Raw genomic sequence first — 14,827 nt, 5'->3', positions numbered from 1 at the left:
TTTTTTTATGCCTAAAATATAGTTACACTTTTATGATAATTAATAAGTTAAGCCCTCTATGAGAAACCAGCTATACCAACTAAGTGAAACCGATATAGCATTTCCAAATCCCGAATATGCACTTACCTCCCCCGATGGACTGCTTGCCATAGGCGGCGATTTATCTGTAAAGCGCTTAAGTAATGCCTATAAAATGGGTATTTTCCCATGGTTTAGCGAAGGTGAGCCCATTATGTGGTGGTCGCCAAGTGAACGCGGCATTGTAGAGCTAAATGACTTTCATATAAGTAAAAGCTTGCGTAAACATTTAAAAAAGCACCCTGTTAAAGTAACTATTAACAATGCCTTTGCTGAGGTGATAGAAGCGTGCTGTGAGCAACGTATAGACACCGAAGGCACATGGATAACAAACGATATGTTAAGCGCTTATATTGCTGCACATGACGCTAATATTGCGCATAGTGTTGAGGTATGGCAAGACGGCGAACTTGCCGGTGGGCTGTATGGCATTATGCAAAATGGCGTTTTTTGTGGCGAGTCGATGTTTCATCATCAAACTAATTGCTCAAAACTGGCCATGTGGGCGTTAGTTAATTGGTTAAAACGCCATAACGCACATTTTATTGACTGCCAACTAGAAAACCCATATTTAACCTCTTTAGGCGCAAAAGTGATCCCTCGCTCAGAATTTTTGACTAAACTTAAACGAGCAAATGCTTACACCCTCAACTCAACCATGTGGCAACCACAGGAGTTAACAGCAATTTATGAGTGAACACATTCCTGCACGCGTTGGCCTTAGCCAAGAGTTTGCTTGTAGCTATTTACCTGACAGGCAAGAGCAATTATTGGTAATACTTGACCCGACCTGTTACAGCACGCATAAATTTGAGATGCTTTTATCGCTCGGTTTTAGGCGCAGTGGTAACCAAATTTATCGACCGCACTGCCCTTCGTGTAGCGCCTGTAACTCGGTGCGAGTGTTAGCCCAAGAGTTTCTCCCTTCAAAGTCACAAAAAAGAAAACTAAATAAAGTAAAAGCAAACTTTGAAGTTAAATACACACACGCTAAGCGCGAAGAATATTATCCACTTTATAGTACATACATTTCAATGCGCCACAGCGACGGCACTATGTTTCCGCCTAACTTAGAACAGTTTCAAAGCTTTTTATTTTGTAGCTGGTTAGAAATAACGTTTATTGAGCTTTGGCACCAAGACACTTTAGTTGCAGTGGCCGTAACAGATTGCATGGATAACGCTGTCTCGGCTATTTATACGTTTTTCGATCCCGACTTTGAGCACTACAGTTTAGGGACTGTGATGATTTTACAGCAGCTCGAATTTGCCAAACAGCAAAATAAAGAATTTGTGTATTTGGGCTACCAAATCGATGAATGCACCAAAATGAAATACAAAACTCAGTTTTTACCCGCGCAAAAACACGTTAATGACCAGTGGTTGGCTATTTAATTTGCAAAAATGCCCGCTGCGCCTTTACTTATTGGCGTATTTTGGGCAAAATCTGCAGCGTTTAACTATTAAAGAGGTGTTACGCTAAACATGGCGAAAGAAGACGTAATCGAAATGCAAGGGACAGTCCTTGATACTTTACCAAATACAATGTTCCGAGTTGAGCTAGAAAATGGTCACGTAGTTGTGGCTCATATTTCAGGTAAAATGCGCAAAAACTATATCCGTATTTTAACCGGCGATAAAGTAACGGTAGAAATGACTCCTTACGATTTATCGAAAGGACGTATCGTATTCCGTGCTCGCTAAGTGCGTAAACGAGATTTAGTTTTTGGCTAGTGAATAACTAGCTTAAAGCGTTTATTAAATGTAATTGATGGTACTGACTAGCAATTACATTTAATAAACAAAAAACCCAGCTTTTGCTGGGTTTTTTGTTGCCTATAAAAAAGCCCACGCGTATCGCGCAGGCTAATTTATATACCCATTCGCATAATTTGCGCATTGGTATGATAAGTGAATACACTTGTTTAAGCGGGTGTTAAATTACTTTCATAGTCAAAGTTAATTTTCTTATCTTTAACTGATACTTTAACAGTACCGCCATCAACCAGTTCACCAAAGAGTATTTCGTTAGCCAATGGCTTTTTAAGCTCATCTTGAATAACACGTGCCATTGGACGTGCACCCATTGCTTTATCGTAGCCTTTATCTGCTAACCACTCTCGGGCCTTAGAGGTCAGCTCAAGGTTAACTGACTTCTTATCTAATTGTGCTTGCAGCTCAACTACAAATTTATCGACCACTTGCAAGATAACGTCTTTTTCAAGGTGGTTAAACCAAATAATATTATCTAAGCGGTTTCTAAACTCAGGTGAAAATACCTTGTTAATTTCACTCATTGCATCGTGCGTATGATCTTGCTCGGTAAAGCCAATCGATTTACGTGTGGTTTCTTGCACGCCGGCATTGGTTGTCATAACCACCACCACGTTTCTAAAGTCAGCTTTACGACCATTGTTATCGGTTAACGTACCGTGATCCATTACTTGCAGTAGTATGTTGTAAATATCTGGATGGGCTTTTTCAATTTCATCTAATAATACAACTGCATGCGGGTTTTTAATAACGGCTTCGGTAAGTAAACCACCTTGTTCAAAACCGACATACCCAGGAGGCGCACCAATTAAACGGCTTACTGCATGGCGCTCAACGTACTCTGACATATCAAAGCGGATAAACTCAACACCCATACATTTAGCGAGCTGTTTAGTAACCTCGGTTTTACCTACACCCGTTGGCCCCGCAAATAAGAACGAGCCCACTGGCTTATCTTCGTTTGCAAGCCCAGAGCGAGATAAACGAATCGCAGATGTTAGCGCGTCGATAGACTGATCTTGCCCAAACACTAACATTTTAAGATTACGATCAAGATTTTTAAGCGTTTCTTTATCGGTCGATGACACACTTTGAGCTGGGATACGCGCCATTTTAGCAATAATTGATTCAATATCTGATACACCAATGGTTTTTTTGCGTTTAGAGCTTGGCTGCAATCGCTGGTTGGCACCGGCTTCATCTATTACATCAATGGCTTTATCAGGTAAATGACGCTCATTAATGTATTTAGCACTTAGCTCAGCAGCTGCTTTTAATGCTTTTTGCGTGTAACGAATACCATGGTGTTCTTCGTAACGCTCTTTTAAACCATTTAAAATTTTAGTGGTATCGGCCACACTTGGTTCAAGTACATCAATTTTTTGGAATCGGCGTACTAACGCACGGTCTTTTTCAAAAATATTTTTATACTCATTGTAAGTGGTTGAGCCCATACAACGTAACTGCCCGCTTGAAAGCAGCGGTTTAAGTAAGTTAGAGGCATCCATAACACCACCCGATGCAGCGCCTGCACCAATAATAGTGTGTATTTCATCAATAAATAAAATTGAGTTAGGTTTTGCTTGTAACTCTTTTAATAAGCTCTTAAAGCGTTTTTCAAAGTCGCCGCGGTACTTAGTACCGGCAAGCAATGCGCCCATATCAAGCGAGTAAACAACAGCATCGGCAATTACTTCAGGCACTTGTTCATTAACAATGCGGTACGCAAGACCCTCTGCAATGGCTGTTTTACCTACCCCTGCTTCACCAACAAGTAGTGGGTTATTCTTTTTACGGCGACATAAAACTTGCACGGTGCGCTCTACTTCGCTGTCGCGCCCTACTAATGGGTCAATGTTACCGTCTTTGGCTTGGGCATTTAAATTAGTGGTAAAGCTATCTAACTTACTTGCCTCTTCGTTTTGAACCTCTTGTACTTCTTCATGAATATCGTCAGTGTCATCTCCTAACTCATCATCCGTTTTAGAAATACCATGAGAAATAAAATTCACTATATCTAAGCGAGAAATATCGCTTTTCTTGAGTAAATAAACCGCTTGGCTTTCTTGTTCAGAAAAAATAGCAACGAGCACGTTAACGCCTGTAACTTCGTTTTTACCAGATGATTGAACATGAAAAACCGCACGTTGAAGCACGCGTTGAAAGCCCAGTGTTGGTTGGGTTTCGCGTTCTTCTTCTAAATCGGGAATAACCGGTGTGGTTTCGTCTATGAATTCTAATAGTTCGGTTTTTAAACCAGAAATATCAACACCGCAGGCGTTTAGCGCTTCGCCTGCTGAAGGGTTATCTAAAAGCGCAAGTAAAAGGTGTTCTACCGTCATAAACTCATGGCGGCGTGTACGCGCTTCACGAAACGCGGCATTTAACGTTAGTTCTAAGTCTTTGTTTAGCATTGGCAACCCCTTACTGAGATAATTATTTTATACCACAACAATGAGATGATTGATCACCTAATTGGTATTTATTCCTGCTCACAACTACAAAGCAGTGGATGCTCGTTATCCCGTGCATAACGGTTAACTTGTTCCGCTTTGGTATGGGCTACATCGGCGCTAAATACACCGCATATCCCTTTACCTTTTTCGTGAACTTGTAGCATCACATCAGTTGCTCTATCGCTATCCATATTGAAAAACGTCATTAAAACTTCTATTACAAAGTCCATTGGCGTGTAGTCGTCGTTATTTAAAACAACTTTGTATTTTCGCGGTGGCTGCAGCTTTTGCTTTTCACTATCGCGAACTGTGTCGATGACACCTGAATCTTTCATACCACTCATAATTAAATATAGTCTTGTCTTTAGAACTCAAGCAAACTTGAATAAAAAATAAATTAAATGTTAAAAAAATACCACAAAACACTTGACTGACTGGCCAAATAAACTACAGTCAGAAGTAGATTGATTAATCCTTAGTCAGTCTAGCAAATTATACGGTTTAGAATAACTAAATTAGTCAACTTATAGAAGGATGTAGAAGTATGGCTTGTGGTAAAGTCAAATGGTTCAACAACGCCAAAGGTTTTGGTTTCATCGTAGAAGACGGCTGCGAGAATGATATTTTCGCTCATTACTCAACGATTGTAATGGACGGTTATAAGACACTTAAAGCTGGTCAGGATGTAACATTCGAGCTAGAACAAGGCCCTAAGGGCTTACACGCTAAAAACATTGCGCCTAACGGCGACATTTTAGAGTGATCAAAAATTTGTTCGACTAAAGCGAGCGACCTAATTTAGATCCTCGCTTAATTCCCCACTTACCATTCAACTCTCTTCTTATTACTAAATTGCTCCTGTACATGCTAAATTCAACCCTTTTCCTTGATTTTATTTTATATACCCCAATGTTCTAACTGTTACCTGCTAATTAAGGCTGTTCAAAAGCGCAAGCGCTAGCCCTTTTTAAACAAGCTTGTTACACTCTTGTTGCTAAATTACGCGGTTACATTTTAGCTTATGCTTTTACGCGGCTAAAATACGTGTACTTTGCAACCTATAAAAATCAGTTAGTCAGGTGTGACTATTCTGCCTTTTGGCATATTAAGAGTACCGACACCTAACAAACTGCTTGTTAACGCAACCATGCGCTAATGAGTTTCTTTGCATTGTTGAATACGGCCACTGCGGCCTACTATCTAGGAATGATGATGACATCAAAAATTATCTACACTAAAACGGACGAAGCTCCGGCGCTAGCAACCTACTCGTTGCTACCAATTATCCAAGCCTATACAAATGCGGCAGGTGTTGAAGTTGAAACTCGCGATATCTCATTAGCAGGTCGTGTAATTGCAAACTTCGCTGATTACCTTACTGAAGAGCAACGCATTGGCGATGCGCTTGCAGAGCTTGGCGAACTTGCAAAAACACCAGAAGCAAACATCATCAAATTACCAAACATCAGTGCGTCTGTACCGCAATTACGCGCTGTCATTAAAGAGCTTCAAGAAAAAGGCTACGCACTACCAGAGTACCCGGCTGAGCCTAAAAATGATGAAGAAGCTAAAATTAAAGCAACTTACGACAAAATTAAAGGCAGTGCTGTAAACCCAGTATTGCGTGAAGGTAATTCAGATCGTCGTGCACCAGGTTCTGTTAAAGAGTATGCACGCAATAACCCTCATTCAATGGGTGCGTGGAGCAAAGACTCACAATCATACGTTGCAAGCATGAGCGAAGGTGACTTCTTTGGTTCTGAGCAATCTGTAACTGTTGATGCAGCAACTGATGTACGTATTGAGCACGTAGCGACTAATGGCGATGTGACTGTACTTAAACAAAGCACGCCGCTAATTGCTGGCGAAGTAATTGATGCATCGCGCATTAGCGCAGCTAAACTACAAGCGTTTTTAGCAGCAGAAATTGATGCAGCTAAAGAAAAAGGCGTATTATTTTCGCTTCACATGAAAGCGACAATGATGAAAGTATCTGACCCTATTATTTTTGGTCATGCGGTAAAAGTTTTCTACAAAGACGTATTTGCTAAACACGGCGAGCTTTTTGAAGAGCTAGGTGTTGATGTAAATAACGGTTTAGGCGACGTTTATTCTAAAATTCAAACATTAGATGATGCTAAGCGCGAAGAAATTGAAGCAGACATTCAAGCGGTTTACGCTGAGCGTCCTGCTATTGCAATGGTTGATTCTGACCGTGGCATTACTAACTTACACGTTCCAAGCGATGTGATCATTGATGCGTCTATGCCTGCTGCTATTCGTTCAAGCGGTCAAATGTGGAACAACGACGGTAAACTACAAGACACTAGCTTTGTGATCCCAGATCGTAGCTACTCAAGCGTTTACCAAGCTACAATTGATTTTTGTAAAGAAAACGGCGCGTTCGATCCTACCACTATGGGTAGCGTACCAAACGTAGGCCTAATGGCTCAAAAAGCAGAAGAATACGGTTCTCACGATAAAACGTTTGAAGCAAAAGCGGATGGTTCTATTCGTGTTGTTGATGCAAATGGCACAACATTACTTGAGCACACTGTTGAGCAAGGCGATATTTGGAGAATGTGTCAGGTTAAAGACGCACCAATCCAAGATTGGGTTAAGCTTGCTGTAAACCGCGCACGTGCGACGGGCGTACCAGCTATTTTCTGGTTAGATGAAAACCGTGCTCACGATGCAGAGCTTATTAAAAAGGTAAACAAATACTTACCAGATCACGATACTGATGGCCTAGACATTCAAATTTTAGCACCGCTTGAAGCAACTTTATTCTCATTAGCGCGTATTAAAGAAGGTAAAGACACTATCTCTGTAACGGGTAACGTATTACGTGACTACCTAACAGATTTATTCCCAATTTTAGAGCTGGGTACCAGTGCTAAAATGCTTTCTATTGTGCCACTAATGAACGGTGGTGGCTTATTTGAAACTGGCGCAGGTGGTTCAGCACCTAAGCATGTTCAACAGTTCGAAAAAGAAAACCACTTACGTTGGGATTCGTTAGGCGAGTTTTTAGCACTAGCGGCTTCGCTTGAGCACCTAAGCGTGAATACAGGCAACAAAAAAGCACAAGTACTTGCTGACACACTAGATAAAGCAACAGGTACGTTCTTAGCTGAAAACAAGTCGCCTTCACGTAAAGTAAAAGAAATTGATAACCGTGGTTCTCACTTCTTCTTATCTTTATTCTGGGCACAAGAGCTGGCTAAGCAAGACGAAGACAGCGAGCTTAAAGCGCAATTTACACAAATTGCGAGCGATTTAGAAACGCAAAAAGAGCAAATCGTAAGCGAGCTTAACGATGCACAAGGTCCTTCAATGGATATTGGTGGTTACTTCCAACCAAATGATGATGCAGCGTTTAAAGCAATGCGCCCAAGTGCAACGTTTAACGAAATTTTATCTAAATTAGTATAATTTTAGATTAAATAAAAAAACCGCTTACGTTTAAAGTAAGCGGTTTTTTTGTGTCTTTATTTTATATAAAAAGGCCGCTACTTTAACTTTAAAGTAGCGGCCTTTAATAATTAACCTGAATTTTGGATAATTAAAGCTATATTAATTATTTTGTATATGCTCGCGGCATAGATGACTCAGTGGTATAGCGCTCACGCAGTTTATCTTGGCGCGACTGCGTAGATACTTCTTCACCGTTAATAATCATTTTACTTACATGGCTACTTAGCTCAAATGGATCGTTGCTCCACATTACTACATCAGCGGCTTTACCAACTTCAATACTGCCGGCGTTAATATTAAACACGCTCGCCACATTAGATGTAACGGCCTCTAATGCACCTTGTTGGCTCATTCCATATGATACGGCATTGCCTGCATCAAATCGAAGTTGATAAATATTATGGCTGGCATCCCCGCCCACAGTTAAAATAACTTTTACCCCAGCTTTTTCAAGCGCGGCTGCGTTATCTAAACTGGCATGTAAAGAGTCAAAGCTTGAAGGTAAGCTATCCATAGCACTCATAATTACTGGTACTTGCGCTTTAGCAATCTGCTCTTTAACAACAACGGCATCTTGTGCGCCATTGAGCACTAAATTAATACCAAATTGCTCTTTAACTTTAAGTAGCTCAATAATATCAGCCGCACGAGATACACCCACAACAAGTGGCATATCGCCGCTAAGTACTTTAACCATTACTTTATCTTCAGTACTTGGGGTGCTGTCGTCGTCTTTTTTAGGCTTTTTAGCTGCTTTTGTTTGGTGCTCTTCAAGCTTATTAATTAGCGTTTGCAATGTAAATGCGCGCGAGCCCTTACTGCGCTCACCTAAATAAACCACTAATGCAGCTTGTTTTTGTATGTCGCCTTGTAAATCACCGCTTAAATCAACCACACTTGCTAAGCCCGAAAAAATACTATCGCCACCATGCGGGGTAATTACATCGCGGGTTACACCGCCTTTACGTGCATACGGGATAAGGCTTGAGTGAGCGTTATAAGCAAGGCTTACATCAAAATCAATGCCTGCTTTTTCTTCGCCAGCATCGCGTGAGCCTGCAACTGCACTTACTTCTACTAAGCCAAGTTGATTAATGCTAGCAATAAAACCTGGGGTTACAATTTGCCCATTTGCATCAATAACTTTATCTGCTTGTACTTGCTGTGGATTAATAGCGGTAATTTTACCGTTATCCATAACAATGCTGGCGTTTTCTAAAACACCTTGCTCGGTTGCGGTATGCAGCGTGGCATTAATAATAGCAAGCGATTGTGCATTGGCTGCACCTGAGGCTAATAGTCCGGCAGCAACCAGAGATAGCGAAAACGAACGTGATAAATTTTTCATTCTGGGCTCCTTATTGTTGACCTAACATAAAATCACTTTGTGCTTGAAATGCGCTATCGTTTCTATCGTAAACTTTTGCGCCATCAATAAATACTTGTTCAGCTTTTGCGTAAACGCTAAATGGGTTTTGGTTCCAAATAACCACATCGCCTTGCTTACCTGTTTCAAGCGAACCAGTTTTATCTTCAATACCTAATGATTTAGCCGCGTTTGAGGTGATCCACTTAATCGCGTGCTGCTCCGAAATATCAAACCCATTTTCGTTTGCACGGTACATTACTTTACCCGCTTCTTGGTTTAAGCGCTGAATAGTGGTATCTGAGTCAGAATGTACAATGGCGCACGAATTTTTTACCGCATCAACAATAGCTACGTTTTCTTGAACCATGTCGTAGGCTTCCATTTTAAAGCCCCACCAATCTGGCCAAAGTGCAGCACACGAGCCATTTTCAGCCAATAAATCTGCAATTTTATAAGCTTCTACACCGTGATGGAACGTACCTGCGTGATAGCCAAATTCTTTTGAAAGGTCGATCATCATCGCCATTTCTTCAGCTTTATAACAGTGGTTATGAATTAACACTTCACCTTCAATTACCGCGCGAAGAGTATCGTGCTTAATATCGCGAACTGGTGCTTCTGGGTTTAAACCTGCTTCGTAATCGGCGTCGTACTTATCCCATGCACGTTTGTACTCTTGTGCTTCTGCCCATGCCATACGGTAACCAGCCATGTTACCCATACGGGTTGAAGGCAAAGTACCTTGGCGACCATATACGCGTTTTGGGTTTTCACCACAGGCCATTTTTAAGCCATTAGGCGCATCAGGGAATTTCATTGCTTGCATGGTATGCGCAGGAATGTTTTTAAGTGTTACGCCACGGCCACCAAATAAGTTAGCTGAGCCTGGTAAAATTTGTAGTGAAGTAATACCGCCTTCGCGCGCGCGGTTAAAGCCAGGATCTTGAGGCCATACCGAATGCTCTACCCACACCTCAGCAGTATTTGGGCTGGTCATTTCGTTTCCATCTTGATGAGACTCAACCGATGGGCTTGGGTAAGCACCTAAGTGAGAATGTACGTCAATAATACCTGGGGTAACCCATTTTCCCTGTGCATCAATGGTTGCATCTGCATTGGCCGATAAGTCTTTACCTACTTGTTGTACTTTACCATCAACAAGTAACACATCGGCGTCATCTAAGCGCTCGCCAGTGCCAGTTAGTACTGTTGCATTGGTAATTAATGTGCTTTTACTTGCAAGCGGTGTGTAGGTGCTTGGGTATGGGTTTTTATTAATGGTGATTTTTGCATCTTGTGGGCCGTTTTCTTGGCAGCCAACAAGGGCAGCAGCTAAACCAACTGCTAACAATGAGGGAGCAAATTTTTGCATGTTGTTAGGTTCTCCTGTTTTTTTGCTACTTTAGCTAAAGCGGCGTAATAAAGCTAAAAAAACAGGTAAAAAAGCGATTAAATGAGTTAAACGGCTGTAATTATTTTTTTATATAATTGTTATACAGCTTTTCAAGTGCGCCTTCGGTTGTAAGCGATGGCTCTTTGTTTATAAAGTGTTTTACGGTGCGAGTTACAAAGTCTGAGTTTTGCTTATGTTGCTTAGCAAAATCCTTAATTAATGTATTGCCATCGCTTGCTGCTGTCACTTTATCATGGCGATGACGGTACTGGCTAAGTGCCCTATTAAAGTCGCCGTTATAATCCTCTACCAATATTTTATAAAAGTCACTTTTGTGAACTTTAAGTACGTTAATACAGTAATTTAATGCCTCTTTAAAGTCGGTAAAAACGGTGCCTTCAACATCAAACTCTTTGGTTTTTTCGCGTACGGTCACGCGGGCTTCTTCGGTGGCATATGTAAAGCCTGTAAACGCTAAACGCTCAGATGCCTCTTTACCTAATTTCATACCCGCTTGAATGCTGTGCGCAAATTCGTCACTCATTTCGCTTAATTCGTTTTCTTCCCACATGTTATAAACACGCAGCGCCTTAGCGTACTTATTAGAGAGCTTTTTTTTAAGTTTTGTAAAACGCTCATCTATCGTCATTAGCCTTTCATTATGTAATAAGGCATGGCACTCATAACACGCGGCAATAGAGACAAAGTCGGCCTCTTCGCCTAAATCAATAATGCTCTGTAGCATATGTAACGGCGGGCAATGATCGCGCTCTGTGGCTTCGCATCCACAATAAAAACATTGGTTAAAATGCTTGTGTTCGCAGGCATACGCTTGCTGGTAATAGCTGGCTAACGTTTTGCTCACTGGTTCTCCTAAAAATTAAGCGCGTAAATAATGGGGGCGATAATAGCAGGCTGAGAGAATATGTCAGTAGCTATAAAATAATTTTGCCTAAGTGTGTCAAAAAACACATTTATTAGGGCTTAAATTCAGTCACCTAGCTTAAGTGTGTATTTTTAAACATACCTGCTTACACCTTGTTGCGTTTGGTTAACAGCTTTTTAGTTTAAATCGCTCAATAATAAAGCTGAACCACAAACAATGAGGACTAATTATGAACACGTTAAAAGCTACTTTATGCACAACAATGGTACTAGGCGCAACTTTACTAATTGCAAAACCAGCATTAGCCACCCAATTTGTCGCGGCCGATTCATCGCCAGGTACACAGGCTTGTATGGCTGTTGCAGCTAATAAATCGTACGTAGTACGTAAAGCGTCACGCGATTTGAATATAAGCAAAGCGGTAATGAGCAAAAAGCTGCACTGTAATAACTTATCAATGGGCGACTTTGTTACTTTGTATAATCTTGATAAAAGCGCAAATTATTTAAATATTGATACCAGTACTCGCACTTCAATTAAAGACTTAGCTAAATCGTACAACCCAGAAAAAGTAATCATCACAGGGCCAAAATAGTATGGCGTTAACACAAAATTAAGCCTGCTTTGTAAGCAGGCTTAGTTATTAAATAATGGCCGCAATTAAGCCAAATAAACCGCCAAACACACCGCCCCATACTACTAGCCAACCTAAATGCTCACGTATCATAGTTTGAATAATGTCTTTAACCATTTTTGGGGTGAGTTCATTTAAACGCTCATCAACTAATTTAAGTACCGTAGCATGTAAGCTTTGTGCGCTATTCCCTTGCGATAACGTATCGTTTACTAGCGCTTTAAAATCGTCTGTTTGGCTAATTTGCGCAAGTGATAGCTGCATTTTTTCAATAAACTTTTCTCGCATTGGCTCTATAGCCGCTGTGCCACCAAACATACCTAACATACTGCCAAACTGTGATTGCTCTATTACTTGAAGTAGGTTGTCGAATGCAGGGTTTAAATCAACCTTAGTAATAATGCCCTCAAAGTCGATATTAGGTTGTGCTTTGCTAAGTAGGTTATTAATTTTTTGCTCAGAGAAAAACTCAGTCAAAATTAAATTACGAATAGCCACTTTAAAGCTTTCAAATTTTAGAGCAATAACACCCGAGCCGTATAACAAAGGCACTTTTTCAAATAACATATGAACAGCCAATAAGTTTGTGACAGCGCCAGATAGCGCAAATAACCCCACCGATAACACAATAGCGTGGTTAAAAAAGTAGCCTATAACTACACACAAGACAGCAAGCAAATTGGTGATAAAACTTTTGTTCATTGTTACTCCATTAGCATTTTTTATATCGTTAATTTTACAACGATTAGTTTGTTAAATTAATACTTTTTTGCCATAGTTTAAGTATCTGTTTAAAAGGCGAGCAATTGATATGTGGAAAACAGTAAACGAGCACATTAGCCAAGCCATTCATTATGACTTTAAACATACTTACAAACGTCAGCTGCAAAGTACAAATACCGATAAACTCTATCAACTCACCGATGGAAAACACAATTACCTGGTTAAAATTGCCCTTAAAAGCGAACTAGATCGCCTAGAAAGCGAAGCGATAGGACTTAAGCAGCTCACCCAAAATAGTGTTTTTATGGTGCCCGACTGTATTGTAACAGGTGCTAATATTGAATTTTCGTTTATTGTACTTGAATGGTTAGTACTTGATAAACAGCCCCACACGCATTGGCATGATATGGGTAAACAACTGGCTATGCTGCACCAAAAGCACGACCAAGCAATGTTTGGCTTTGATGTAGATAATTACCTAGCCACTACCGTGCAACCAAACCAATGGCATAAAAAATGGGACTTATTTTACGCAGAAGAGCGCATAGGTTGGCAACTGCAACTATTAGCCGAAAAAGGCATTCAGCTTGTAGAGCCTGAGCTATTAATTAATTTGGTAAAAGAGCAATTGCACAGCCATATTGTGGAGCCCTCTTTAGTACATGGCGACTTTTGGCGAGGAAATATGGGCTTTATTAAAAATGTACCGACCTTATTTAACCCCGCATGTTATTACGGAGACCGCGAGGTAGATATTGCAATGAGCGAGCTATTTGCCCCCTTACCTGATGATTTTTATAACGCCTATAACGCGCAATACCCATTAAGCGAAAACTATAAAAAGCGCAAAGCTATATACCAACTTTACCCTATTTTAAATCACGCAAATATATTTGCAGGGCACTACCTTACTCAGGCTAAGCAGCATATTGATGAGCTGCTATCGCTTTAAATAATAACGCCTCATAAGGCGTAAAATAACTGTCATAATCGTTGCTTCAGCACTATATTTAAAAAGGATGTTATTTAGGCTCAATACCTTGTTGTTTAGTTCAGTTTTGAGCCATCAAGTTGTTGCTAGTATAACTGCACAACTTAATTAATGTGTATCAATAAGTTAATTCTTACCTTGGTACTATTGGAGTGATTATGAAAGATTTTTTATCACAACGTATCACGTGTCCACACTGTGGCAACCACATACACCTAGACATTGACGCAAGTATGGGGGATCAAGACTACGTAGAAGAATGCAGTGCCTGTTGTAACCCTATTCATTTAAACATGCACATAGACCATGCTCATAAAAAATTAGAGTTACACATAGACAGCGACGATGAACAAATTTTTTAGCCTTGGTGGCGTAAGTAATTTTCTACCGTGTTAATAATGGTATAAGTTTGCTGATCAACTTCTATATTTAGTTCATCACCCACTTGAGCGTTACCTAAATTTGTAATGGCCAGCGTTTCGGGGATCAGGTGTAACCAAAACCCCTGCTCGTCAATTTCGCCCACGGTTAAACTTGCGCCATTTATTGCTACAAAGCCTTTGTACAAAACATATTTTTGCCATTTAGTAGGTAAGCTTAACTGAATTTTACAGTTATTTTGTTGCTTAACTATTTGCCCGATTTGGGCAGTGCAGTGAATATGCCCCGACACAATATGCCCACCTAATTCAGTACCAAAGGTTACTGAGCGCTCATAATTAACTAAACTACCTAGTGCAAGCTTGCCTAAATTAGTTAGTAATAGTGTTTCATCAATTACATCAAAATGTACTTGCGCCACTACATCGTGGTTACTTAATTCAACTTTAACCACTGTTAAACAACAGCCATTAATTGCAATGCTCGCGCCTAAATCTAAATGTTTAACGTATTCATCACCTACCGATACAACTAAACGTAAAACCCCTTCTGTGTGCGTGGTAGATACAACAGTAGCTTGAGTTTGAACGATTCCTGTAAACATAAAATCACTTAAAATTAATACAAAGTGCTAGTTTAACGTATCAACTCGTAAAATCATTCACAA

General features: G+C 40.4%; 15 protein-coding genes. 8 read left to right on the top strand and 7 right to left on the bottom strand.

Features of this window, described 5'->3' with window-relative positions:
* Positions 1-58: 58 nt before the first annotated feature.
* The 3 genes from aat (at position 59) to infA (ending at position 1,781) form a co-directional block, all read left to right on the top strand.
* Positions 59-775, top strand: coding sequence for a leucyl/phenylalanyl-tRNA--protein transferase (gene aat / locus MTF64_RS05980; RefSeq protein WP_248450889.1), 717 nt, complete (start codon positions 59-61; stop codon positions 773-775).
* Complete coding sequence (locus tag MTF64_RS05975; protein WP_248450888.1) at positions 768-1,472, top strand: arginyltransferase; 705 nt, start codon at positions 768-770, stop codon at positions 1,470-1,472. The genes aat and MTF64_RS05975 overlap by 8 nt, the downstream gene beginning before the upstream one ends.
* A gap of 90 nt (positions 1,473-1,562) precedes the next feature.
* Positions 1,563-1,781 carry a translation initiation factor IF-1 gene (gene infA / locus MTF64_RS05970; protein ID WP_002962494.1) on the top strand — a complete coding sequence of 73 codons (219 nt, stop codon included), beginning with the start codon at positions 1,563-1,565 and terminating at the stop codon, positions 1,779-1,781.
* 221 nt (positions 1,782-2,002) lie between these two features.
* On the opposite strand, the gene clpA is transcribed toward infA, so the two are convergent.
* Both clpA and clpS read right to left on the bottom strand, forming a co-directional pair.
* Positions 2,003-4,264 carry an ATP-dependent Clp protease ATP-binding subunit ClpA gene (gene clpA, locus MTF64_RS05965; RefSeq protein ID WP_004586753.1) on the bottom strand — a complete coding sequence of 754 codons (2,262 nt, stop codon included), beginning with the start codon at positions 4,262-4,264 and terminating at the stop codon, positions 2,003-2,005.
* Positions 4,265-4,332: 68 nt separating this feature from the next.
* On the bottom strand, positions 4,333-4,641 hold the full coding sequence (clpS, locus tag MTF64_RS05960) for an ATP-dependent Clp protease adapter ClpS (RefSeq protein WP_004586754.1): 309 nt from the start codon (positions 4,639-4,641) through the stop codon (positions 4,333-4,335).
* 209 nt (positions 4,642-4,850) lie between these two features.
* Here clpS and cspD point away from each other — a divergent pair, with 209 nt between their 5' ends.
* Positions 4,851-5,069 carry a cold shock domain-containing protein CspD gene (gene cspD, locus MTF64_RS05955; protein WP_004586755.1) on the top strand — a complete coding sequence of 73 codons (219 nt, stop codon included), beginning with the start codon at positions 4,851-4,853 and terminating at the stop codon, positions 5,067-5,069.
* 449 nt (positions 5,070-5,518) lie between these two features.
* The gene (locus MTF64_RS05950; protein ID WP_055253781.1) at positions 5,519-7,741 is read left to right on the top strand and encodes an NADP-dependent isocitrate dehydrogenase; all 2,223 of its coding nucleotides are present in this window, start codon (positions 5,519-5,521) and stop codon (positions 7,739-7,741) included.
* Positions 7,742-7,886: 145 nt separating this feature from the next.
* Here the strand turns inward: MTF64_RS05950 and MTF64_RS05945 are convergent, their stop codons facing one another.
* The 3 genes from MTF64_RS05945 to MTF64_RS05935 all read right to left on the bottom strand — a co-directional run bounded on the left by MTF64_RS05945 (position 7,887) and on the right by MTF64_RS05935 (position 11,410).
* Entirely contained in the window at positions 7,887-9,131 is a 1,245-nt protein-coding gene (locus MTF64_RS05945; protein WP_096041612.1) for an amidohydrolase family protein, read from the bottom strand.
* Positions 9,132-9,141: 10 nt separating this feature from the next.
* A complete protein-coding gene (locus tag MTF64_RS05940; RefSeq protein WP_248450887.1) occupies positions 9,142-10,524 on the bottom strand; it encodes an amidohydrolase in 1,383 nt (460 codons plus the stop codon).
* A 100-nt stretch (positions 10,525-10,624) separates the two neighbouring features.
* A complete protein-coding gene (locus MTF64_RS05935) occupies positions 10,625-11,410 on the bottom strand; it encodes a hypothetical protein (protein WP_248450886.1) in 786 nt (261 codons plus the stop codon).
* 250 nt (positions 11,411-11,660) lie between these two features.
* Here MTF64_RS05935 and MTF64_RS05930 point away from each other — a divergent pair, with 250 nt between their 5' ends.
* A complete protein-coding gene (locus MTF64_RS05930; RefSeq protein ID WP_054982616.1) occupies positions 11,661-12,026 on the top strand; it encodes a DUF3718 domain-containing protein in 366 nt (121 codons plus the stop codon).
* A gap of 48 nt (positions 12,027-12,074) precedes the next feature.
* Here the strand turns inward: MTF64_RS05930 and MTF64_RS05925 are convergent, their stop codons facing one another.
* Positions 12,075-12,767, bottom strand: a complete 693-nt coding sequence (locus tag MTF64_RS05925; protein ID WP_096739530.1) for a DUF445 domain-containing protein — start codon at positions 12,765-12,767, stop codon at positions 12,075-12,077.
* A gap of 109 nt (positions 12,768-12,876) precedes the next feature.
* Here MTF64_RS05925 and MTF64_RS05920 point away from each other — a divergent pair, with 109 nt between their 5' ends.
* Both MTF64_RS05920 and MTF64_RS05915 read left to right on the top strand, forming a co-directional pair.
* Positions 12,877-13,740: a fructosamine kinase family protein gene (locus MTF64_RS05920; RefSeq protein WP_004586762.1), complete on the top strand. Its 864-nt coding sequence runs from the start codon at positions 12,877-12,879 to the stop codon at positions 13,738-13,740.
* Positions 13,741-13,937: 197 nt separating this feature from the next.
* Positions 13,938-14,141 carry a CPXCG motif-containing cysteine-rich protein gene (locus MTF64_RS05915; protein WP_004586763.1) on the top strand — a complete coding sequence of 68 codons (204 nt, stop codon included), beginning with the start codon at positions 13,938-13,940 and terminating at the stop codon, positions 14,139-14,141.
* On the opposite strand, the gene MTF64_RS05910 is transcribed toward MTF64_RS05915, so the two are convergent.
* The gene (locus tag MTF64_RS05910) at positions 14,138-14,764 is read right to left on the bottom strand and encodes a riboflavin synthase (RefSeq protein ID WP_024033478.1); all 627 of its coding nucleotides are present in this window, start codon (positions 14,762-14,764) and stop codon (positions 14,138-14,140) included. The two genes, MTF64_RS05915 and MTF64_RS05910, sit on opposite strands and share 4 nt — an antisense overlap.
* Positions 14,765-14,827: the final 63 nt, after the last annotated feature.

The sequence above is a fragment of the Pseudoalteromonas sp. 2CM41L genome (assembly GCF_023161905.1).
In the GTDB taxonomy this organism is placed as follows: domain Bacteria; phylum Pseudomonadota; class Gammaproteobacteria; order Enterobacterales; family Alteromonadaceae; genus Pseudoalteromonas; species Pseudoalteromonas atlantica.
This window is presented reverse-complemented; position numbering and strand designations above follow the sequence as displayed.